Genomic DNA, 20,140 nt, shown 5'->3' with positions numbered 1-20,140 from the left:
CTCAACGTTAAATGCCACACTGAGCGCATGGCGCGGCTGAGCGAACCCAGCCCCTACGTGGAGTTCGATAGAAGTCAGTGGCGGGCACTGCGCATGTCGACGCCCCTGAAGCTCAGCGAGGACGAACTGCTGAGGTTGCGGGGCCTCGGCGAGAAACTCGACCTGATCGAGGTCCAAGAGGTCTACCTACCGCTGGCGCGGTTGATCCACCTGCAGGTCGCCGCGCGGCAGCGGTTGTTCGAGGCCACCGCGGAGTTCCTCGGTGAGCCGCAGCAGAACCCGGACCGGCCGGTGCCGTTCGTCATCGGCGTGGCAGGCAGCGTCGCCGTCGGCAAGTCGACCACCGCCCGTGTGCTGCAGGCACTTCTGGCGCGCTGGGAACACCATCCGCGCGTCGACCTGGTCACCACCGACGGTTTCCTCTATCCGAACTCCGAGCTTGTCCGTCGTAACCTCATGGGTCGCAAGGGCTTTCCGGAAAGCTATGACCGCCGCGCGTTGATGCGGTTCGTCACCTCGGTGAAGTCGGGCGCCGACGAAGTCTGTGCGCCGGTCTACTCACACCTGCTCTACGACATCGTCCCGGGTGAGAAGCAGATCGTGCGCCATCCCGACATCCTGATCCTCGAGGGCCTCAACGTCTTGCAGACCGGCCCGACGTTGATGGTGTCGGACCTTTTCGATTTCTCGGTGTACGTCGATGCCCGCATCGAGGACATCGAACAGTGGTACATCACAAGGTTTCTCGGCTTGCGCTCGACGGCGTTCGCCGATCCGGCCTCGCACTTCCACCACTACGCGACGTTGACCGACGATCAGGCGGTATTCGCCGCCCGTGACATCTGGCATTCCATCAACCGGCCCAACCTGATCGAGAACATCCTGCCGACGCGGCCGCGGGCCACGCTGGTATTGCGCAAGGACGCCGACCACTCGATCAACCGGCTGCGGCTGCGCAAGCTGTGAGCCACCCGAAGCGCGAGCGGACCCATCAGGGTTTGATGCGCCGCCAGCCCTGGTACTGCAGTTCGGCGAACACCAGCGTGTAGGCGCCGGTCGCCAGCGTCAGCACCACCCCGACCGTCGTCAACGGGAACACGTCGACGAGCACAAGCCCGACCGCGGCGACCGTGTACACGACGTTGGCCACGATCACCGCCATCCCGGCGCGACGCACCGACGGCAACGCCGCCAGCGCGAGCACCACGGCACCGTAGCCGATGAAGAAGGCGCCCATCGCGTACTCGAATGCGGTTGTGGTCCCGGAGATGTCGGCCAGCCAGCCGGCCAGCGGGATGGCCGCGACGCCGGCGAGGCCGGTGAGGATGCCGTCGGCGCGCATGGCAAGGCGCAGCAGCGAGTCGGTGGATTGGTTGAGCCTGGGTGTGGTGATGGCAGCCATCGGAGGGTTCCTTTCTCGGGTGAGGGACCGTTCCGGAGCCGACGCCGCAACCTCTGACGACGGCGGCTCCGGACCAGTCATGTGAGATGCTGCTGCGACGCCACTGCCAGATCGACACCAGACGCTGCCAACTACTGCCAACCGCAGGTCAGCGGCACAACGTCAGTCTTGGACGCCGACCAGGCTGCCCCGCAGATCGGCGGCGATCAGCCGCGCGGCGGCGTTCTGCCAGTTGTGCAGTGAGCGCTGCGGCACCTCGGTGACGAACCACTGCCAGGCCCGACGCGCGACCGGGTCCAGCCCGGAGGCGGTGGCGTTCTGCGCGTAGGCCCGCACACCCACGACGTACGGGAAGTACAGCGAGTTGTAGTGGCGCCACTCTTCGGTGGTGCCGAAGTCGCCGCCGTCGCGGGGTTTGAGGCGCGCGATGCGCTCAGCCAGCAGCGCCTTGAGTTCGTTGGCCCGCTCCAGCGGCTGATCGGGTGCGCCGCGGGCGGCGAGGCGTTCGTCGATGACCGGCAGCGCGGTCAGCGGGCTGGCCACCAGCTTGGACAAATCGCCGTAGTGGCCGAGCGCGCGACGGGTGAGCCGCACGAAGGTTTCGTCGTCGACGTCGTCGAGCGGGTTGGTGGACCGGCGCGGCAGTGCGGCCTCGGCGTCGCGCAGCGCGGCGCGGTCGGCGCGCAGCGCCGGTGAGCGGGAGAACGCCACGCGGTCCAGCAGGCCGGCCAGCGGGTCCGCCAGCACGTTGATCGCGATCGCGATGCCCACGCTGGTGAACAGCAGCACGGTCAGCGCGGTGTCGTGGCCGGTGACCGCCAACCCGATCAGCGCCTGCCCGCCGAACAGCACCGCCACCACCGTCGTCGCCGCGAACGAGCGCAACATATCGGCCCGCAGTGCCTGGCCCTCGTCGAACGCGTCACTGATCGCGACCGCGATGCCGAGCACCGCCACGTCAAACCCGGTGCCTGCCAACGCCAGCCAGCTCGGCACCAGGCCCAGCGGGATGATCAGGATCGCGTTGCCCAGCGCGAAGAACAGCGTCGCGATGACTACGAAACCCACCACCGGCCCGGGCTGAGACCGCCGCAGCACCGCGTTGACCATCGCGCCCAGCGAGGACACCGAGATGGCACCGAACATCACCCAGTGCCCGGTGCGCAACGGGCCGTCGACGCTGCCGGCCATCGCCGCGCCGACGAACGCCATCGCGGCCACCCCGGCCACGAGCGCGATCTCACCTGCGCGGCTGCGCCAACTGTCGCGGGGCCGCGACAGCTCGAGCAGCACCGCGAACCAGGCGATACCCGGCACCGCCACGAGATAGATCTCGACGCGGCTCAGCGCGTCCGAACCGCTGACCACCCGCACCGCGTCCAGCGCCACCACCATCCCGAAACTGGTCAGGCCGATCGCGGACAGCACCAGGACGGGTTTACGCGGATCACGCGCGAGCAGATACAGCCCCAACCACCAGCTGAGCGCGAAGACCACCGCCGACAGCGCAGCCATGGTCCAAGTTTCCATCACATGCCGTAGCGGCGGTGGCGCACGGAGTAATCACGCAGCGCCCGAAGGAAGTCCACCCGCCGAAACGCCGGCCAATACGCCTCGGTGAACCACATTTCCGAGTAGGCGCTCTGCCACAGCAGGAACCCCGACAACCGCTGCTCCCCAGATGTGCGGATGACGAGGTCCGGATCGGGTTGCCCAGAGGTGTACAGGTTCTCCGAGATCGCGTCGATGGTGACCGACTCGAGCAGCTGCTCACCGGTGGCGCCGTTCACCAGCGCCTTGCCGAGCAGTTGACGCACGGCGTCGACGATCTCCTGGCGCCCGCCGTAGCCGACGGCGAGGTTGACATGAAAAGAACCGGCAGTTGCTTCCACTTGCGTGGACTCCACGGCCTCACGCAGCCGTCGGGCCGGCTCCTCGCCGATCAGCTCGAGATCACCGACGGTGCGCACGGTCCAGCGGTTGTCCGCGGCGCAGATCTCCTCGACCACGTCGGTGATGATCTCGATCAGCGACGACAACTCCCCGGGATCGCGCTGCAGGTTCTCGGTGGACAGCAGGTACACGGTGGTCATCTCGATCCCGGCTTCCTGGCACCAGCGCAGCATGTCGGCGATCTTGCGGGCACCCATCCGGTAGCCGTAGCTGACGTCATCGTGACCAGCATCACGTGCCCATCTGCGGTTACCGTCGCACAGCACCGCGATATGCCGGGGCAGTTGGGATTTGGACCGCGCAAGCTCCTGGCGCAGCCGCAACTCATAGAGCCGGTATGCCGGTTCTTTGAGCCGCGGAGGAATGAGGTCCACGAAGATCCAGACTACTGTGATGCTCGGAAACGCCCACGCCGATAGCGGAGGTGACGTATGACGGCCCCCCTGCATCGCTCAGGCGACGACACCGCCGCCGCGCTACGCGAGCAGCAGGCGCCGGCAGAAGACCTGCCTGAGGCCTTCGTCGACGGTGTCGCCAATTTCATCGGCAGGCCGCGCGCCCGGGGTTGGATTCATGTCTACGGAGCCGTGGTGGCCGCGATCTGCGGTGCGACGCTGGTCGCGGTGTCGTGGTCGGTGCAATCCACCAGGGCCGGCGTCGCGACGCTGATCTACACGCTGACGATCGTGGCGATGTTCGCGGTCAGCGGCGCCTATCACCGGGTGAACTGGAAATTCGCGACCGCGCGCAAGTGGATGAAGCGCCTGGACCACTCGATGATCTTCATCTTCATCGCCGGTAGCTACACGCCGTTCGCGCTGCTCGCGCTGCCGTCGACCGACGGCATGGTCTTGTTCTGGATCGTGTGGGGCGGCGCGATCGCCGGGGTGCTGCTGAAGATGTTCTGGCCGTCGGCGCCGCGGTGGCTCGGGGTGCCGCTCTACATCCTGCTGGGCTGGGTGGCGGCATGGTTCATCGGCCCGATCATGCACGGGGCCGGCGTGGCGGCGGTGGTGCTGCTGATCGTGGGCGGCGCGTTGTACAGCGTCGGCGGCGTGCTCTACGCGCTGCGCTGGCCCGACCCGTGGCCGACGACGTTCGGGCATCACGAGTTCTTCCACGCCTGCACGGCCGTGGCCGCCATCTGCCACTACATCGCGATGTGGTTCGCCGTCTTCTGAGCGATTTCGGCGCGCAAATGCCCCGTCGGGGTGCATCAGCGCGCCGAAATCACCACTAAAGCTGGGTGACGTTCTCGGGGGTCCAGTAGGCCTTCATCGACGCGATCTGGCCCGCCTCGTTGAACGTCATGACGCTGATGATCTCGATGCGCATTCGGTTCTCGCCGAGGTCGATGGTCAACGACCAGTAGAACGCCGCCTCGTGGCCGAGCGCGCGCAACGTGACCACGTCGCATTCGGCGTTCATGTTGTTCAGGCTCTCGTAGAAACCCCGGATCGCCGTGCGGCCGATGTGCACCTCCCCGCCCACCGGATCTTCGACGGTCGCGTCGTCGGCGTAGAGCTCGACGATGTCGTCGGCCTTGCCCTGGGCGACCAGCTCCAGATAGCGGTGAACGGTCTTGGCGTTGTCTTCGGGGGTCGACATGCGCCGAACGCTACACGGCGACATTCAGCGCGGCAGCGAGTTCCTCCGCGGTGGTGACGGGCAGGTCGCACACCCGCCCGCGGCACACATAGGCCGCGTCGGCGCCGTCGACGCGGTCACGCTCGGCCAGCAACTCGGTGGAGTTCACCGACCCGCCCACGACGACGGCCCCGCCCGGCGCCAACCTGCGCGCCGCGGCCAGCAACGCGGAGCGGCCGGGGTCACAGGCCACCGCGATCTGCAGCGGTCCACGCACGGCGGCTTCCGCGACGGCCAGCCAGTGCCCGCCCGAGCGCGGTGCGCGCGCCAGGATCGGTGTGCCCGACGCCAGCGTCGCATCCGCTGCCGCCGCATAGGCCTCGGCGCGGTCCACACCGACGAGATGTGTTGCCAGCAGCAGAGCTTCGGCCATCAGCGAGGCCCCCGACGGGGTCGCGCCGTCGAGCGGGTCGGCAGGTCGAACCATCAGCGTCTCGGCGTCGTCGGCGGTGTCGAACCACCGGCCGGCACGTCCGGGGTCGGCGAAATGTTGCAGCGCGACGTCGATCAGCGTGGTGGCCGTCTGCAGCCAGGACGCCTCGCCGGTCATCTGGTACAGCGTCAACAGCGCGGTGGCCAACGCGGCGTAGTCCTCCAGAACCGCTGCGGGCTCACCGACCCGGCCGCCGAGGCTGGCGCGCCGCAACCGGCCGTCGACAAGGTGCAGCTCGACGACGGCCCGGGCGCACCGCATTGCGGCGTCCAGCAATTCGGGACGGTCAAGCGCGACGGCCGCCTCGGCCAGTGCTGTGATCGCCAGCCCGTTCCACGCCGTGACAACCTTGTCGTCGCGTTCGGGTTGCGGCCGGGTGAGCCGGGCGGCGAGCAGCGCGGTGCGCACCCGCGTGAAGCGGTCGACGTCGTCTGGATCACGCAGCAGCTGCAACACCGAACTGCCTGCCTCGAACGTGCCCGGCTCGGTCACCTCGAAAGTCTCTGCCGCCCAACGGCCGTCGTCGTCGCCGAGTATCTCGCGCAGCTGGTCGGGCGTCCACACGTAGGTCAAGCCCTCCACACCGTCGGCGTCGGCGTCCAACGACGACACAAACATGCCGTCGACGCCCAGGTCGTCGACGATGAACCGGGCGGTTTCATGGGCTACCCTGCGCGCCAACGGGTTCGACGTGCGACGCGCCCAGTGCGCGTAAACCCGCAGCAGCTGGGCGTTGTCGTAGAGCATCTTCTCGAAGTGCGGCACCACCCAGGACGCGTCGACGCTGTAACGCGCGAAGCCGCCCGCCAGCTGGTCGTAGATGCCGCCGCGCGCCATCGCCGCGCAGGTGCGCTCCACGGCCTCCATCGGCAGGATGTCACCGGTGCGGTCGTGGTTGCGCAGCAGGGCCTCCAGCAGTGCGGACGGCGGAAATTTCGGCGCGGCAGCCTGATTGGTAACGAAGCCGCCGCGCTCGATGTCCTCGTCGCGCAGCGCGGCGGCCACCGCGTGGTCGCACAGTGCGGGCTGTACCGGCGGCCCGCCGTCGGGCAAACCCGCCGTCATCGACCGCAGTTCGTCGGTGATCCGGTCGGAGGCCTGCTCGACTTCGCCGCGCCGGCTGCGCCATGTCTCCGAAACCGCGTGCAGCAGTTGCAGGAAGCTGGGTTTGGGGTAGTAGGTGCCGCAGAAGAACGGCCGGCCGTCGGGGGTGAGGAAGCACGTCATCGGCCAGCCGCCCTGCCCGGTCAGCGCGACGGTGGCGTTCATGTAGACCGCGTCCAGGTCGGGTCGTTCCTCGCGGTCGACCTTGATGCACACGAAGCCGTCGTTCATCGCGGCGGCCACCTGTTCATCCTCGAACGACTCGTGGGCCATCACGTGACACCAGTGGCACGCGGCGTAGCCGATCGACAGCAGGATCGGCACATCGCGCGCGGCGGCCTCGGCCAACGCCTCAGGCGTCCACTGCCGCCAATGCACCGGGTTGTCGGCGTGCTGACGCAGATATGGGCTGGTGGCCGAAGCGAGTTGGTTCGTCACCCTTTCGACGGTAGTCCCGGGGCGTGATCACGCAGCGCCGCGAACTATCGCTCGTCGCCGGTGAAGGGAGGTTCCGCGGCGCCGTCCTCACCGGTCGGGTCGGGTTCTTCGGTGTCGAACGACTTGGGCAGCTTGCGCAGATGCCGGTTCATCGACCAGACCAGCAGGAATGTGCCGACCAGCAGCAACGCGATGACCAGCATTCCGAACGGGCTGGCCTTGCCGAATTCGGGCCCGGGCTGGTTGGGCTCCTGCTGGGCCAGCACGGCGGTGATCAGCTCCATGCCGAACGTGACGGCGTCGTTCATCGGTCCTCTATTCCGGCGAACAGATCGGTTTCGGGAAGCGAGACCGGCACCCGCGACCGGGCCAGCTCGAACTCCTCAGTCGGCCACAGCCGCTGCTGCCATTCGATGGGCGCCCGGAAGAAGTCCCCGTTGGGGTCGATCTGCGTGGCGTGGGCGCGCAACGCGTCGTCACGCTGGGCGAAGTACTTGGCGCACTCCACCTGGGTGGTCACCCGTTTGGCGAAGATGTCGCGGTCGGGGTCCCAGTGTTTGAGCCACTTCTCGAACGGGCCCTGCTGGCCGTGCTTGGCGAACTCGTCCTGCAGCAGCTGCATGCGTTGCCGCAGGAAGCCGTGGGTGTAGTACAGCTTTTTGACCTCCCACGGTTCGCCGGCGTCGGGGTAGAGCCGGTAGTCGGCGGCGGCTTCGTAGGCGGCCACCGACACCTGGTGGCAGCGGATGTGGTCGGGGTGTGGGTAGCCGCCGTTCTCGTCGTAGGTGGTCATCACGTGCGGACGGAACTCGCGCACGACGCGCACCAACGCCTCGGTCGGCTGCTCGAGCGGTATGGCGCCCAGGCACTCGTCCGGCAGCGGCGGCGGTGGGTCGCCCTCCGGTAACCCGGAGTCGACGAAGCCGAGCCAATGGTGTTCGACGCCGAGGATCTCCGCGGCCTTGGCCATCTCGTCGCGGCGGATCTCGGCCATCCGGCCGTGCACCTCGGGTAGGTCCATGGCCGGGTTGAGGATGTCGCCGCGCTCACCGCCGGTGAGGGTCACCACGAGCACCCGCACGCCCTCGTCGACGTAGCGGGCCATCGTCGCGGCGCCCTTGCTGGACTCATCGTCCGGATGGGCGTGCACGGCCATCAACCGCAGTTCGCTCAACCTGATCTGCCTTTACCTAACGTCTGTCCGGCCGACCTGCGTCGGCCCTTGTCGAGACATTTCAACCATTCGACACGCCCTATAGTTCCAGTTCTGTAGATCCATCCGACCGACGGGCATGTAAATCCAGATGATCGAACGTCCCGCCGCGCGCTACGGGCGCCAGCGGCTCTCGCGCCGCCAGCGTCGGTGGATCGCCGTGGGCCTGACCGTGGCGACGCTGATCGCCGGGGTGGTGCTCGCCGTGATCGCCTATCAACGGTTTGCCAGCGAAGACGTCAAGGGCGAGATGGGCGGCTTCGAGGTGACCGACGACTCGAGCGTCTCGGTCACCTTCTCCGTCACGCGCAAGGATCCAACGCAACCCGCGGTGTGCATCGTGCGGGCCCGCTCGTACGACGGCAGCGAGACCGGCCGCCGAGAAGTGCTGGTAGCGCCCTCGACCCAGCCCACCGTGCAGGTCACCACAACCGTCAAGACCAGCCAACCACCCGTCGTCGGCGACGTGTACGGGTGCGGCACCGACGTGCCGTCCTACCTGGTCACGCCCTAGCCCGACCAGGTGTCCGCAAGCTGAACAGCGAACGACGAAAGTCAAAAGGCAGCCGGGTTCGCGGTGCTATCATGGTCGGATACACGGTTCCTGCTGGGACCGTGTATTGCTGCTTTTAGCGCGCGCATAACGACGGCGAACGCGGCAATACATACAACCGATCCCCGGCGCCGTGACACGAACGACTCACCGAGAAACAGCGCGAGAGCAACAACGACAGGAGCGCGACGACATGACCGACACGCAGGTCACCTGGCTGACCCAGGAAGCATACGACCGGTTGAAGGTGGAACTCGATCAGCTGATCGCCAATCGGCCCGTCATCGCCGCCGAAATCAACGACCGCCGCGAGGAAGGTGACCTGCGCGAGAACGGCGGCTACCACGCCGCCCGCGAGGAGCAGGGCCAGCAGGAAGCCCGGATCCGGCAACTGCAGGAGCTGCTGAACACCGCCAAGGTCGGCGAGGCGCCCACCCAGTCCGGCGTCGCCCTGCCCGGTTCGGTGGTCACGGTCTACTACGACGACGACAAGAGCGACACCGAGACGTTTTTGATCGCCACCCGCCAGGAAGGCGTCAGCGACGGCAAGCTCGAGGTGTATTCGCCCAAGTCGCCGCTGGGTGAGGCGCTCATCGACGCGAAGGTCGGCGAGAGCCGCACCTACACGGTGCCGAACGGAAACACCGTCAAGGTCACCCTGGTCAGCGCCGAGCCGTACCAGTCCTGACGCGCGCTCGGCGCAGCGCCGCGGTTAGAGTCCGCACATGGCGCAGATCGCCGAGGACCTGTTTCTGCTGCTGCTCGACAACGCATCCGCCCAGCCCAACCTCGAACGCCACCGCCGCGCGCGGGTGCTGTCGGCGGCGGTGCTGCTGGATTTGGCCTACGCCTGCCGGATCCGTCCGGCGGTGTTCGGCGACCCGGTCGAACCGGGCCGGCTGATGGCGCTGGCGACGACGCCCGGTGCGCCGGATCCCGTCGCCGAGCCGGTGTTTGAGCTGCTGCGACGACGGCCGCTGCGCCCCGCGACAGCGCTGAAGCGCTTGTCGCGGCACATCGAGGACGACGTGAGCGGCTACCTCGAGTACACCGGGCAGATCCGGCGGATCCGCTTGGGGGCCAAGGAGTCCGCGTGGCCGCTGGTGAACCGCGAGCGGGTGGGTCACGCCCGGTCAGCGCTGCTGGCGGCGTTGTTCGACCGCAAACCGCCGGCGCCGACGACCGCGGCGATCATTTCGCTGTTGCACGCCGTCGACGGGCTCGGCGCGCTGTTGAGCCTCAACGATCGCGGCTGGCGCTGGGTGCATGCCCGGGCAGCCGAAATCGCCAGCGGCGGTTGGGTTGACGAGTACCCTGCGGCGCTGCCGGAAGTGAACTTGGCGGTCACCGCGTCGGCGGTCCGGCGCGCGCTGGAGTGAGCCTGCTCGCGGAGGCTCAGCTCAGCGCCTGCTCCAGGTCGGCGAGGAGGTCGGCGACGTCCTCGATACCCACTGACAGCCGCACCAGGTCGTCGGGCACCTCCAGTTGCGAGCCCGCGGCCGACGCGTGCGTCATCGCGCCCGGGTGCTCGATCAGCGACTCGACGCCGCCGAGCGATTCGGCGAGAATGAAAATTTCGGTGCGCGAACACAATTCGCGCGCCGCCTGCGCTCCCCCACGCAGCCGCACCGACACCATGCCGCCGAAGCCGCTCATCTGCTTGGCGGCGATGTCGTGGCCGGGGTGGCCGGGCAGGCCGGGGTAGAGCACCGTCTCGATCGCGGGATGGCCGGTGAGGAACTCGGCGATGACGGCGGCGTTTTCGCTGTGCCGCTGCATGCGCACGACGAGGGTTTTGAGCCCGCGCAGCGTCAGGTACGCGTCGAACGGGCCCGGCACCGCCCCGGCGCCGTTCTGCAGGAATGCGAACGCGGTGTCGAGTTCCTCGTCGTTGGTCAGCAGCGCGCCGCCCACGACGTCGGAGTGCCCGCCGATGTACTTGGTGGTGGAGTGCAGCACGATGTCGGCGCCCAACGTCAACGGTTGCTGCAGCGCCGGCGAGGCAAAGGTATTGTCCACCAGCAGTTTGGCATTCGCGGTGGCGGTCAGCTCCGCGATCGCACCGATGTCGGCGATGGTCAGCAGCGGGTTGGTCGGCGTCTCGACCACGACCATCCGGGTTTTATCGGTGATCGCCGCCTTGACCGCGTCGAGATCGGCCAGCGAGGCCGCGGTATGGCTGATCCCCCAGTGGGTGAACACCTTGTCGATCAGCCGGAAGGTGCCGCCGTAGGCGTCGTCGGGGATGACGACATGATCGCCCGGCCGCAGCACCGCGCGCAGCGCACAGTCGGTGGCGGCCATCCCCGAGCCGAACGCCCGGCCGTAGGCGGCTTCCTCGACCGCCGCCAGCGCCGCCTCCAGCGCCGAGCGCGTCGGGTTACCGGTGCGCCCGTACTCGAAGCCGCCGCGCAATCCGCCGACGCCGTCCTGGGCGAAGGTCGAACTGGCGTAGATCGGGGGGTTGACGGCTCCGGTCGCCGGGTCGGGCCGAAAACCCGCGTGGATGGCCTTGGTCGACAGGCCCTGATATTTGTGCTGTTCAGTCATTACGTCTCACCCTAGCGAGAACGCGGACGCCGGTCAGAGCGGTGTAGACAAGAACGATGAGCGCTGACCTCCTCGACCTCGACTCGCTGCTGACCCCCGAAGACATCGAGCTCCGCCAGACCGTGCGCAAGTTCGGCGACCAGCGTGTGCGCCCCCACATCGCCGAGTGGTTCGAAACCGGTGAGGTACCGGTCCGTGAACTGGCGGTCGACCTGGGCAAGCTCGGCCTGCTGGGCATGCACCTGACGGGCTACGGCTGCGGCGGCTCGTCGGCCACCGCCTACGGGCTGGTGTGTCAGGAACTCGAGGCCGTCGACAGCGGGCTGCGCAGCCTGGTGTCGGTGCAGGGGTCGTTGGCGATGTTCGCGATCCACCGGTGGGGCAGCGAGGACCAGCGCACCCAGTGGCTGCCCGCGATGGCCGGCGGCGAGGCCATCGGCTGCTTCGGGTTGACCGAACCCGACTTCGGGTCCAACCCGGCCGGTATGCGCACCACCGCCAAGCGGGACGGATCGACCTGGATCCTCAACGGCTCGAAGATGTGGATCACCAACGGATCGGTGGCCGACGTGGCGATCGTGTGGGCCCGCGCCGAGGAGGGCATCGTCGGCTTCGTGGTGCCCGCGGAAACGCCGGGTTTCTCGGCCGGCGACATGACGCGCAAGATGTCGCTGCGGGCGTCGGTGACCTCCGAACTGCATCTGGACGACGTGCGGCTGCCGGCCGACGCCAAATTGCCCGAGGCCCGCGGGCTGTCGGGCCCGCTGAGCTGTCTGTCGGAAGCCCGGTTCGGCATCGTGTTCGGCAGCGTCGGGGCCGCGCGGGACTGCCTGCAGACCACACTGGACTACGTCGGCGCCCGCACCGTGTTCGACAAACCGCTGTCGGCCTATCAGCTGACGCAGGCCAAGATCGCCGACATGGCCGTCGAACTGAACAAGGCGCAGCTGCTGGCGCTGCATCTGGGCCGGCTCAAGGACGAGGGCCGGATCCGTCCCGAGCAGATCAGCGTCGGCAAGCTCAACAACGTCCGCGAAGCGCTGCGGATCGCCCGGGAGTGCCGAACATTGCTGGGCGCCAACGGAATCACGCTGGAATACCCGGTGCTGCGGCACGCCAACAACCTCGAGTCGGTGCTGACCTACGAAGGCACCTCTGAGGTGCACCAGTTGGTCATCGGAGAGGCGCTGACCGGGGTCAGCGCCTTCCGATGAGCCTCGTTACTGCGGTGCCAGCGGCTGCGGGTTGTGCTCGGCGACCTGACCGCCGCTGAGCTTGCGGAAGGCGTAGACCTCGATCAGGATCACCAACGGAATCGCGACGAGAAGCCCGACGCCGCACAGCAATGCGCCGACGATCGCGATGACCAACATCACCAGCCAGGTCAGCAGCGCCGCACCGAAGTTCTCCTTGACGACGTTGAAGCTGGTCTTGATCGCGTCGATCGGCGCGAGGTCGCGGTCCAGCAGAGCGACGATCGTGAACATCGTGAAGATGGCCACGATCAGGCCCGGGATGACGCACAGGAACAGCCCGATCGAGGTCAGGATTCCGACGATCAGACCCGCGATCACAACGTTGCCGATGTTTCGCGGTCGAAAGAACGATCCGATCGAAACCGGCTGCCCGTTGGCGATGTCGAGCACACCCCCGACGTAGGCCGACTGGACAGTCGCGCCGACGATCAACAGCACGATCCAGCCGATGATCGACACGATGACCGCGCCGGGACTGTTGAGGCTGTAGGAGAGCGCGAAGCCGCCGTCGTCGGTGGCGTAACTGGTGGTGTCACCGTCGTTGAACGCTCCCCCGAGCGCGTTGATGATCCACTGCAGCACGACGACGACCAGACCCCACACCAGCGTCGCGACGAGGAACGGGACCGCGTTGTTGGTGAACCGGTTCCACGCCCACGAGAACGCGTCGCCGATGCTGTAGGCCGGCGCACCGCCGAAACCCGGTCCGCCGGGGGGCGGATAGCCGGGAGGCGGGTAGCCGCCCTGCTGCGGCGGCGGTGGATAGCCCGGCGCGCCGCCGTGCGGGGGCGGCGGGTAACCACCCGGGGGCGGTGGCGGCGGGTAACCACCAGGGGGTGGTGGCGGCGGATATCCACCTGGGGGTGGGGGGTAGCCGCCCCCGCCGGGAGGTGGCGGTGGGTAATCTCCGCCGCCTGGTGGCGGTGGTGGCGGGTAGTTGCCGGGAGGTGGTTGATCGCTCATAGCTGCCTTCCAGTGTCGGTTCGTCAACGATTAGAGCGGTAAACAGATAGTACTGACGATCTTGTCGACCAACGTCTGCCTCTTCGCATCCCATAGCGGGAACAAGACCGCGATGACCCAGAGCAGGCCGCAGGCCAGATACGCGACCAGGTAGATGAACTCGCGCAGGACCGATAACCCAAAACCCATTGGCTGACCGGTCTTTTCAGAGACCACCTTGAATTTGACGATCGATTTGCCGATGCTCGACCCGGTCCGACCCTGGCGGTAGCCGAGGTTCCACACCAGATACGCCAGCGCGGCGATCGGCGCGATCACCACCGATGCCTGTCCCAGCGCGGACGCTCCGGTGGTGCAGAAATCGACCACTTCGTACTCGGAAACATCTGTGATGCACGCGGTTTCGCGGGTTGCCGCCAGCATCGCGAATCCGATGCCCAAGATGATCGTGAACGGGATGTAGTCGATGATCCACGCGAGCACGCGGGTAAACCACGGGGTATAGGCCTCTTTCGGCAATACCGGGACCGCCGGCGGAAACGCGCCGGGCGCGGGCGGCGGATATCCACCGGCCTGGTGTTCGCCCCCCGGCGGGGGAGGTGGTGGATAGTCCCCTGGCGTCGGCGGTTGATCGGTCACAGATGACCTCCCCAGGGCTGCTCTAGGTGGTGACAAGCCTGCTTACAGTACCTGAGAAGGCGTCGACAGCAGCGATTTCCGACCGGAACCCGGGGTCGTGCCCGAACCGTGAGTTTGCCCGGCTTTTCAATCCTGCTGCGCAGGCCTAACGCCGGCCGTCGCCGTCAGACAGGAACCCGAGAAGATCGTGTCGGGTCAGCACGCCGACGGGTTTGCCTTCCTCGACCACCATCACCGCATCGCATTCGCGCAGTGTCTTGGCCGCGTCGGTGACGAGCTCGCCGGAGCCGACCAGCGGCAGCGGCGGGCTCATGTGCTTGGCGACGGCGTCGGCCAGTTTGGCACGTCCTTCGAACACCGCCGAGAGCAGTTCACGCTCGGAGACACTGCCCGCCACTTCGCCGGCCATGACCGGTGGTTCGGCGCCGACCACCGGCATCTGCGACACCCCGTACTCACGCAGGATGTTGATCGCGTCGCGCACGGTCTCGGAGGGATGGGTGTGCACGAGGTCGGGCAGCGCACCCGACTTGCCCCGCAGCACGTCTCCCACCAACGTCGGTTCCTCGACCGAGCCGTCGAGCCGACTGCGCAGAAAACCGTAGGACGACATCCATTCGTCGTTGAAAATCTTTGAGAGGTAACCTCTTCCACCATCGGGCAGCAGAACGACGACCAACGAGTCCGGTCCGGCCTCCTCGGCCACCTTGTTCGCGGCGACGACCGCCATCCCGCACGACCCGCCGACCAGCATCGCCTCCTCGCGCGCCAACCGTCGGGTCATCTCGAACGAGTCGGCGTCGGAGACCGCGATGATCTCGTCCGGTACGGCGGGATCGTAGGCCGCGGGCCAGAAGTCCTCGCCGACGCCTTCGACCAGATACGGCCTGCCGGTGCCGCCCGAGTAGACCGAACCTTCAGGGTCGACGCCGACGACGCGCACTTTTCCGTCGGACACCTCCTTGAGGTAGCGGCCCGCTCCGGTGATGGTGCCGCCGGTGCCGACGCCCGCGACGAAATGGGTGACCTTGCCGTCGGTGTCCGCCCAGATCTCCGGTCCGGTTGATTCGTAATGGCTGGCCGGGCCCATCTGGTTGGAGTACTGGTCGGGCTTCCAGGCGCCGTCGATCTCCCCGACCAGTCGGTCGGAGACGCTGTAGTAGCTGTCGGGATGGTCCGGGGGCACCGCAGTCGGACATACGACGACGTCGGCGCCGTATGCGCGAAGAACATCGCGCTTGTCCTCGCTGACCTTGTCAGGGCACACGAAAATGCATTTGTAGCCGCGCCGCTGGGCGACCAGCGCCAACCCGACACCGGTGTTACCCGACGTCGGTTCGACGATCGTGCCGCCGGGCTTGAGTTCTCCGCTGGCCTCGGCGGCGTCGATCATCTTGATCGCGATGCGGTCCTTGGAGCTGCCGCCCGGGCTGAGGTACTCCACCTTGGCGGCGACCATGCCGGCGCCGGGCGGCACCACGGAGTTCAGCTGTACCAGAGGGGTATTGCCGATGAGCTCACTGATGTGCCTGGCGATCCGCATGACTCCATCGTGTCAGGCGGCTTCCCGGGTCGCCAGGCGGCTTACCAGGTGGCCTCGCGAATGTAGTCGCCGATCTGGCGCAGCGACCTCGTCGCCTCGGGCACCATCGGCGCGGCGAGCTGGAAAACATGCATCTGACCGGGCCAAATACGCACCTCGACCGGCACGCCGGCAGCTGCCAGCCTGCGCGCGGCCTTGCGGGCGTCGCTGACCAGCACCTCGGAGCCCGAAACGTGGATCAGTGTGCGGGGCAGGCCCGGCTCGATGTGGTCCAGCGGTTCGTAGACCTCTTCGGGTCTGCCGTCCTTGCTATGGCGCCGCGCGGCCTCTTCGACCAGGTCGACGAGTGCGTAGAACGCGCGGGGCGGGAACATGGCGTCGGTGCGGATATTCGGGTGGTTCGCGCGGGTTTCGTTGTCGACTTCGAACAGCGGTGACATCGTCACCATCGCCGCGGGCACCTCACCGTGCGGACCCTCCTCCTGCAGCCGCTCGGCCAGCGCGAGCGCCAGATACCCGCCCGCGGAGTCGCCGGCCAGCACGATCTGGTCGGCTTCGTAGCCCTTCTGGCGCAGCCACTTGTAGGCGTCGTAGCAGTCGTCGACCGCCATGCCCACTGAGTGCTTGGGGATCATCCGGTAGTTGACGATGAGCACCGGGCAGTCAGCAAACCGCGACAGCCCGCTGACCAAGCGGCCGTGCGAGTTGGCGCCGCAGGTCAGGAACGCCCCGCCGTGCATGTAGAGGATGACGGCGCGCTTACCGTCTGCCGGCAGCACGCCCGGCGCCCGCACGAGTTGCGCGGTGCACTTCGGCAAAGAGATCGTCGCACGGACCGTGCCGGGCTGGGGGCGCATCACCCGCGAGACGAAGTCCACCAAACCCCAAGGCCACGGCAGCTTCGGAGCGTAGCTTCCGATAGCTAGAGTCGGCCGAATAGTTAGCAGAGCCGCCAGCGCGGTGACCCGTCCCGCGAGGCTTGGACCGTCTTCGACAACCTCGACGGGCGCGCCGTCGCTGACCGGAAATTTGCGGGGTTTTCGCCCCTTAGCAGGCGGTATACCAGCGCTGTGCGCCCTGGCAACCTTGCTGGGTGCCGTCATCGCCACCCCTTCCCTACGCCGCTGTAGTTCCGGGTGCCGCCTCTTTACTGAGCGTGGCCCGTACCTTAGCTTGACACTCTATAAGTTGAACAACAATCGACGAGTCATATTCGATACCGGAGTTGATACCGCAATGTGACACGAGATTGCCTGCCGCCACGCGGATATCCCAGAAAATCCCACTTAAACTCGGCGTGTGGGCACTCACGCACCGCACCGGACTAAAACCGTCGCCCTGGCGGCCGCGGCGGCGCTGGCCTCGACGGGTTCGGCATATATCGGAGCGCGCAACCTGCTCAGCGAACAGGCCGCCCGAACCCGCCAAGTCATTCCCAAATCGTGGGACATCCCGCCACGCGCTGACGGCGTGTACACCCCGGGCGGTGGACCGGTCGAGCGCTGGCAGCGCGACGTGCCGTTCGATCTGCATCTGATGATCTTCGGTGACTCCACCGCGACCGGATACGGCTGCATCGACGCCGACCAGGTGCCGGGAGTGCTGCTGGCCCGCGAGCTTGCCGAAATGTCGGGTAAGCGAATTCGGTTGAGCACCAAGGCCATTGTCGGGGCGACGTCAAAGGGGTTGGCCGGCCAGATCGACGCCATGTTCGTCGCGGGTCCGCCGCCGGACGCCGCGGTGATCATGATCGGGGCCAACGACGTCACCGCGCTGAACGGAATCGGCGCGTCGGCGCGGCGTCTGGCGCGGGCGGTGCAGCGGCTACGGGCCAGCGGAGCCGTCGTCGTCGTGGGCACCTGCCCCGATTTCGGCGTGATCAGCGCCATCCCCCAGCCGCTGCGCATGGTGGCCCGCAGCCGCGGCTTGCGCCTGGCACGCGTGCAGGCCGCAGCCGTGCGCTCGGCGGGTGGTGTGCCGGTGCCCTTCTCCGACCTGCTGGCGCCCGATTTCCGCAAGATGCCCGAGGTGCTGTTCTCCCACGACATGTTCCATCCGTCGGCGGCCGGTTATGCGCTGGCGGCCAAACAGTTGTTCCCGGCCTTGTGTAATGCGTTGGGCGACTGGCTTGGTGGCGCGGTGCCCGAGCTGCCGTGGCAGTCCCGCCCGTCCGAGGGCGCGACGCTCGTGGCGCGGGTCGGCAGCTTGAGCAGGCTGTGGCGGCGTTCGACTGGGGTGCCCGCGCCCATCGTGGCGCGCGCGAGCTAGGTTCTCCTGATAGCCGTCAATGCGAGGAGACACCATGCCTGAAGCCGTCATTGTCGCGACCGCGCGGTCGCCGATCGGCCGCGCCGCGAAGGGTTCGCTGGTCGATATGCGCCCCGACGATTTGGCCGCGCAGATGGTGCGCGCCGTGCTGGACAAGGTGCCTGCACTGGATCCGCGGGAGATCGACGACCTGATCATGGGCTGTGGACAACCGGCCGGCGAGGCCGGGTTCAACGTCGGCCGCGCCGTCGCCGTCCAACTGGGCTACGACTTCCTGCCCGGCACCACGGTCAACCGGTACTGTTCGTCGTCGCTGCAGACCACCCGAATGGCATTCCATGCCATCAAGGCCGGCGAGGGCCATGCGTTCATTTCCGCTGGCGTGGAAACGGTTTCGCGGTTCCCGAAGGGCACTGCCGACGGTTGGCCGGACAGCAAGAACCCGGTGTTCGCCGACGCGATGAGCCGCTCCGAGCAGGCCGCCGCCGGCGCCGACGAGTGGCGCGACCCCCGCGAGGACGGCCTGCTGCCCGACGTGTACATCGCGATGGGCCAGACCGCGGAGAACGTCGCGCTGTTCACCGGCATCAGCCGCGAAGACCAGGACCACTGGGGTGTGCGCAGCCAGAACCGCGCCGAGGAGGCCATCAACAGCGGCTTCTTCGAGCGTGAGATCGTGCCGGTGACGCTGCCCGACGGGACGACGGTCAGCAAGGACGACGGTCCGCGCGCGGGCACCACCTACGAGAAGATCAGCCAGCTCAAGCCGGTGTTCCGGCCCAACGGCACCGTGACGGCCGGCAATGCGTGCCCGTTGAACGACGGCGCCGCGGCGTTGGTGGTCATGAGCGACACCAAGGCTCGCGAGCTGGGGCTCACCCCGCTGGCGCGCATCGTGTCCACCGGTGTCAGCGGCTTGTCGCCGGAGATCATGGGCCTCGGCCCGATCGAGGCGACGAAGAAGGCGCTGGCCAATGCGGGCATGTCGATCGGCGATATCGACCTCTACGAGATCAACGAGGCGTTCGCGGTGCAGGTGCTGGGTTCGGCGCGTGAGCTCGGGATGGACGAGGACAAGCTCAACGTCTCCGGCGGTGCGATCGCGCTGGGCCATCCGTTCGGCATGACCGGCGCGCGTATCACCGCCACGCTGCTGAACAACCTGACGACCTACGACAAGACGTTCGGCCTCGAGACGATGTGTGTCGGCGGCGGTCAGGGCATGGCGATGGTGATCGAGCGGCTGTCGTAGCCCCCTCGTCGCCGAGCCTGCTGCCAGATCGCGATTTCACCCAATTTTGCGATCTGTACGCAGTTTCGAATGCCAGGCACGGTCGAGCCGATACAAGATATCCGCCGCGCTGTTCGCCTTGACGGCCCTCACCCGTGACCAGCCGAGCTCGGCGATGTCCTCCGAGCGCTGGATGTCGTAAGCGTATTGGACGGGATCTGTGCGGTGCTGCTCACCGTCGTACTCCAAGGCAAGCATGATGTTTTCCCAACCCATGTCGAGGTAATAACGCCGACGCCCGTCGGGGCTCAACACCGGTATCTGTGTGGTCGGTCGCGGGAAGCCGGCACGGATGGCCAACAGTCGTAACCAGGTTTCCCGTGGTGATGCAGCGCCGGGATCGTAGAGATCCAACGCCTTTTCGAGCTGGCGCAGACCGCGAGCGCCCCGGTGGGCGGCCGCGACGGTGAGCACATCGTCGACAGCCAAACCGGTGGCATTGCCCAGCGCGTCCAGCCGCGCAACCGCCTGGTTCAAAGTTCCGCGACGGCCGAGGTCGAAGGCGGTGCGCGCCGGCGTCGTCAGGCGGAACCGGTCGTTCCAGTTGAATTCCTCTGCGCAAAGCCGCATATCGAACGTCCGTATCCCAGCGGGGCGGCGGGCATTTGACCAGATCAACTCGACCGGGTCGGAGGCGTCGACCCATTTCGCGCCGTGCAACGCTGATGCAGTCAGGCCCGCGATCACACCCTCGCGATGGGACCACAGCCATCCTGCGACCGCGCGTTGACGCAACGTCGGCACCGCATCTTTCGGCACGTAGACGTCGGGAAAGAACGGGCGAAAGTTCGCCCGCAGTTCATGCTTTTTCAGTCGACCGTTGGCAATGGCCTCACTGCCGACGAATGGCCAGTCGGATGTCGTCATCGTCTGACACTTACCGCTCG

The 20,140-nt window shown here is 67.3% G+C and carries 21 protein-coding genes; 8 read left to right on the top strand and 13 right to left on the bottom strand.

Features of this window, described 5'->3' with window-relative positions; translation table 11 throughout:
* The first annotated feature begins 27 nt into the window (after positions 1-27).
* The gene (gene coaA / locus ABQE93_RS25825; RefSeq protein WP_448411706.1) at positions 28-966 is read left to right on the top strand and encodes a type I pantothenate kinase; all 939 of its coding nucleotides are present in this window, start codon (positions 28-30) and stop codon (positions 964-966) included.
* 25 nt (positions 967-991) lie between these two features.
* Here the strand turns inward: coaA and ABQE93_RS25820 are convergent, their stop codons facing one another.
* The 3 genes from ABQE93_RS25820 to ABQE93_RS25810 all read right to left on the bottom strand — a co-directional run bounded on the left by ABQE93_RS25820 (position 992) and on the right by ABQE93_RS25810 (position 3,729).
* Positions 992-1,402, bottom strand: coding sequence for a hypothetical protein (locus ABQE93_RS25820; RefSeq protein ID WP_448411708.1), 411 nt, complete (start codon positions 1,400-1,402; stop codon positions 992-994).
* Between the two features lie 162 nt (positions 1,403-1,564).
* The gene (locus ABQE93_RS25815; RefSeq protein WP_448411710.1) at positions 1,565-2,917 is read right to left on the bottom strand and encodes a hypothetical protein; all 1,353 of its coding nucleotides are present in this window, start codon (positions 2,915-2,917) and stop codon (positions 1,565-1,567) included.
* Positions 2,918-2,931: 14 nt separating this feature from the next.
* Positions 2,932-3,729: a (2Z,6E)-farnesyl diphosphate synthase gene (locus ABQE93_RS25810; RefSeq protein WP_448411712.1), complete on the bottom strand. Its 798-nt coding sequence runs from the start codon at positions 3,727-3,729 to the stop codon at positions 2,932-2,934.
* A 57-nt stretch (positions 3,730-3,786) separates the two neighbouring features.
* Here ABQE93_RS25810 and trhA point away from each other — a divergent pair, with 57 nt between their 5' ends.
* A complete protein-coding gene (gene trhA / locus ABQE93_RS25805) occupies positions 3,787-4,536 on the top strand; it encodes a PAQR family membrane homeostasis protein TrhA (protein WP_448411714.1) in 750 nt (249 codons plus the stop codon).
* A 55-nt stretch (positions 4,537-4,591) separates the two neighbouring features.
* Here the strand turns inward: trhA and ABQE93_RS25800 are convergent, their stop codons facing one another.
* The 4 genes from ABQE93_RS25800 to mca are packed head-to-tail and all read right to left on the bottom strand — an operon-like array spanning position 4,592 to position 8,151.
* Positions 4,592-4,963 (bottom strand): nuclear transport factor 2 family protein, encoded by a 372-nt coding sequence (locus ABQE93_RS25800; protein WP_448411716.1) that lies wholly within the window; start codon positions 4,961-4,963, stop codon positions 4,592-4,594.
* Positions 4,964-4,973: 10 nt separating this feature from the next.
* Complete coding sequence (locus tag ABQE93_RS25795) at positions 4,974-6,977, bottom strand: thioredoxin domain-containing protein (protein ID WP_448411718.1); 2,004 nt, start codon at positions 6,975-6,977, stop codon at positions 4,974-4,976.
* A gap of 44 nt (positions 6,978-7,021) precedes the next feature.
* The gene (locus ABQE93_RS25790; protein ID WP_448411720.1) at positions 7,022-7,285 is read right to left on the bottom strand and encodes a hypothetical protein; all 264 of its coding nucleotides are present in this window, start codon (positions 7,283-7,285) and stop codon (positions 7,022-7,024) included.
* Positions 7,282-8,151 (bottom strand): mycothiol conjugate amidase Mca, encoded by an 870-nt coding sequence (mca, locus tag ABQE93_RS25785; RefSeq protein WP_448411722.1) that lies wholly within the window; start codon positions 8,149-8,151, stop codon positions 7,282-7,284. The genes ABQE93_RS25790 and mca overlap by 4 nt, the downstream gene beginning before the upstream one ends.
* 130 nt (positions 8,152-8,281) lie before the next feature.
* Here mca and ABQE93_RS25780 point away from each other — a divergent pair, with 130 nt between their 5' ends.
* From ABQE93_RS25780 to ABQE93_RS25770, 3 genes are all read left to right on the top strand, one after another.
* Entirely contained in the window at positions 8,282-8,704 is a 423-nt protein-coding gene (locus ABQE93_RS25780) for a DUF4307 domain-containing protein (protein ID WP_448411724.1), read from the top strand.
* 232 nt (positions 8,705-8,936) lie between these two features.
* Entirely contained in the window at positions 8,937-9,431 is a 495-nt protein-coding gene (gene greA / locus ABQE93_RS25775; RefSeq protein WP_448411726.1) for a transcription elongation factor GreA, read from the top strand.
* 37 nt (positions 9,432-9,468) lie between these two features.
* The gene (locus ABQE93_RS25770; RefSeq protein ID WP_448411728.1) at positions 9,469-10,122 is read left to right on the top strand and encodes a GOLPH3/VPS74 family protein; all 654 of its coding nucleotides are present in this window, start codon (positions 9,469-9,471) and stop codon (positions 10,120-10,122) included.
* A gap of 16 nt (positions 10,123-10,138) precedes the next feature.
* On the opposite strand, the gene ABQE93_RS25765 is transcribed toward ABQE93_RS25770, so the two are convergent.
* The gene (locus tag ABQE93_RS25765) at positions 10,139-11,293 is read right to left on the bottom strand and encodes a cystathionine gamma-synthase (protein ID WP_448411730.1); all 1,155 of its coding nucleotides are present in this window, start codon (positions 11,291-11,293) and stop codon (positions 10,139-10,141) included.
* Between the two features lie 56 nt (positions 11,294-11,349).
* Here ABQE93_RS25765 and ABQE93_RS25760 point away from each other — a divergent pair, with 56 nt between their 5' ends.
* Positions 11,350-12,507: an acyl-CoA dehydrogenase family protein gene (locus tag ABQE93_RS25760; protein ID WP_448411732.1), complete on the top strand. Its 1,158-nt coding sequence runs from the start codon at positions 11,350-11,352 to the stop codon at positions 12,505-12,507.
* Positions 12,508-12,513: 6 nt separating this feature from the next.
* Here ABQE93_RS25760 and ABQE93_RS25755 read toward each other — a convergent pair whose 3' ends face one another.
* The 4 genes from ABQE93_RS25755 to ABQE93_RS25740 form a co-directional block, all read right to left on the bottom strand.
* A complete protein-coding gene (locus tag ABQE93_RS25755) occupies positions 12,514-13,512 on the bottom strand; it encodes a DUF2189 domain-containing protein (RefSeq protein WP_448411734.1) in 999 nt (332 codons plus the stop codon).
* Positions 13,513-13,542: 30 nt separating this feature from the next.
* The gene (locus ABQE93_RS25750; RefSeq protein ID WP_448411735.1) at positions 13,543-14,031 is read right to left on the bottom strand and encodes an Rv1078 family RDD domain-containing protein; all 489 of its coding nucleotides are present in this window, start codon (positions 14,029-14,031) and stop codon (positions 13,543-13,545) included.
* Between the two features lie 265 nt (positions 14,032-14,296).
* Positions 14,297-15,694 carry a cystathionine beta-synthase gene (locus ABQE93_RS25745; protein WP_448411737.1) on the bottom strand — a complete coding sequence of 466 codons (1,398 nt, stop codon included), beginning with the start codon at positions 15,692-15,694 and terminating at the stop codon, positions 14,297-14,299.
* A gap of 41 nt (positions 15,695-15,735) precedes the next feature.
* Positions 15,736-16,797, bottom strand: a complete 1,062-nt coding sequence (locus ABQE93_RS25740; protein WP_448411739.1) for an alpha/beta hydrolase — start codon at positions 16,795-16,797, stop codon at positions 15,736-15,738.
* Between the two features lie 196 nt (positions 16,798-16,993).
* On the opposite strand from ABQE93_RS25740, the gene ABQE93_RS25735 reads away from it, so the two are divergent.
* Positions 16,994-17,962 carry an SGNH/GDSL hydrolase family protein gene (locus ABQE93_RS25735; protein WP_448411741.1) on the top strand — a complete coding sequence of 323 codons (969 nt, stop codon included), beginning with the start codon at positions 16,994-16,996 and terminating at the stop codon, positions 17,960-17,962.
* A 34-nt stretch (positions 17,963-17,996) separates the two neighbouring features.
* Positions 17,997-19,214 carry an acetyl-CoA C-acetyltransferase gene (locus ABQE93_RS25730; RefSeq protein WP_448411743.1) on the top strand — a complete coding sequence of 406 codons (1,218 nt, stop codon included), beginning with the start codon at positions 17,997-17,999 and terminating at the stop codon, positions 19,212-19,214.
* Between the two features lie 36 nt (positions 19,215-19,250).
* Here ABQE93_RS25730 and ABQE93_RS25725 read toward each other — a convergent pair whose 3' ends face one another.
* Positions 19,251-20,120, bottom strand: a complete 870-nt coding sequence (locus ABQE93_RS25725) for a putative endonuclease domain-containing protein (RefSeq protein ID WP_448411797.1) — start codon at positions 20,118-20,120, stop codon at positions 19,251-19,253.
* Positions 20,121-20,140 lie beyond the last annotated feature (20 nt).

It is taken from the genome of Mycolicibacterium sp. XJ662, from assembly GCF_053484035.1.
The sequence above is the reverse complement of the archived record's forward strand: the minus strand, read 5'-3'. Positions and strand labels throughout refer to the sequence as shown.

What these genes read in the sequence shown, in the direction of transcription:
- ABQE93_RS25780 (WP_448411724.1), top strand. Translation starts at nt 8,282, where the DNA reads ATGATCGAACGTCCCGCCGCGCGCTACGGGCGCCAGCGGCTCTCGCGC.
- ABQE93_RS25745 (WP_448411737.1), bottom strand. Translation starts at nt 15,694, where the DNA reads ATGCGGATCGCCAGGCACATCAGTGAGCTCATCGGCAATACCCCTCTG.
- greA (WP_448411726.1), top strand. Translation starts at nt 8,937, where the DNA reads ATGACCGACACGCAGGTCACCTGGCTGACCCAGGAAGCATACGACCGG.
- ABQE93_RS25770 (WP_448411728.1), top strand. Translation starts at nt 9,469, where the DNA reads ATGGCGCAGATCGCCGAGGACCTGTTTCTGCTGCTGCTCGACAACGCA.
- ABQE93_RS25765 (WP_448411730.1), bottom strand. Translation starts at nt 11,293, where the DNA reads ATGACTGAACAGCACAAATATCAGGGCCTGTCGACCAAGGCCATCCAC.
- ABQE93_RS25760 (WP_448411732.1), top strand. Translation starts at nt 11,350, where the DNA reads ATGAGCGCTGACCTCCTCGACCTCGACTCGCTGCTGACCCCCGAAGAC.
- ABQE93_RS25820 (WP_448411708.1), bottom strand. Translation starts at nt 1,402, where the DNA reads ATGGCTGCCATCACCACACCCAGGCTCAACCAATCCACCGACTCGCTG.
- ABQE93_RS25800 (WP_448411716.1), bottom strand. Translation starts at nt 4,963, where the DNA reads ATGTCGACCCCCGAAGACAACGCCAAGACCGTTCACCGCTATCTGGAG.
- ABQE93_RS25725 (WP_448411797.1), bottom strand. Translation starts at nt 20,120, where the DNA reads ATGACGACATCCGACTGGCCATTCGTCGGCAGTGAGGCCATTGCCAAC.
- trhA (WP_448411714.1), top strand. Translation starts at nt 3,787, where the DNA reads ATGACGGCCCCCCTGCATCGCTCAGGCGACGACACCGCCGCCGCGCTA.
- ABQE93_RS25815 (WP_448411710.1), bottom strand. Translation starts at nt 2,917, where the DNA reads ATGGCTGCGCTGTCGGCGGTGGTCTTCGCGCTCAGCTGGTGGTTGGGG.
- ABQE93_RS25755 (WP_448411734.1), bottom strand. Translation starts at nt 13,512, where the DNA reads ATGAGCGATCAACCACCTCCCGGCAACTACCCGCCACCACCGCCACCA.
- coaA (WP_448411706.1), top strand. Translation starts at nt 28, where the DNA reads ATGGCGCGGCTGAGCGAACCCAGCCCCTACGTGGAGTTCGATAGAAGT.
- ABQE93_RS25740 (WP_448411739.1), bottom strand. Translation starts at nt 16,797, where the DNA reads ATGACGGCACCCAGCAAGGTTGCCAGGGCGCACAGCGCTGGTATACCG.
- ABQE93_RS25790 (WP_448411720.1), bottom strand. Translation starts at nt 7,285, where the DNA reads ATGAACGACGCCGTCACGTTCGGCATGGAGCTGATCACCGCCGTGCTG.
- ABQE93_RS25730 (WP_448411743.1), top strand. Translation starts at nt 17,997, where the DNA reads ATGCCTGAAGCCGTCATTGTCGCGACCGCGCGGTCGCCGATCGGCCGC.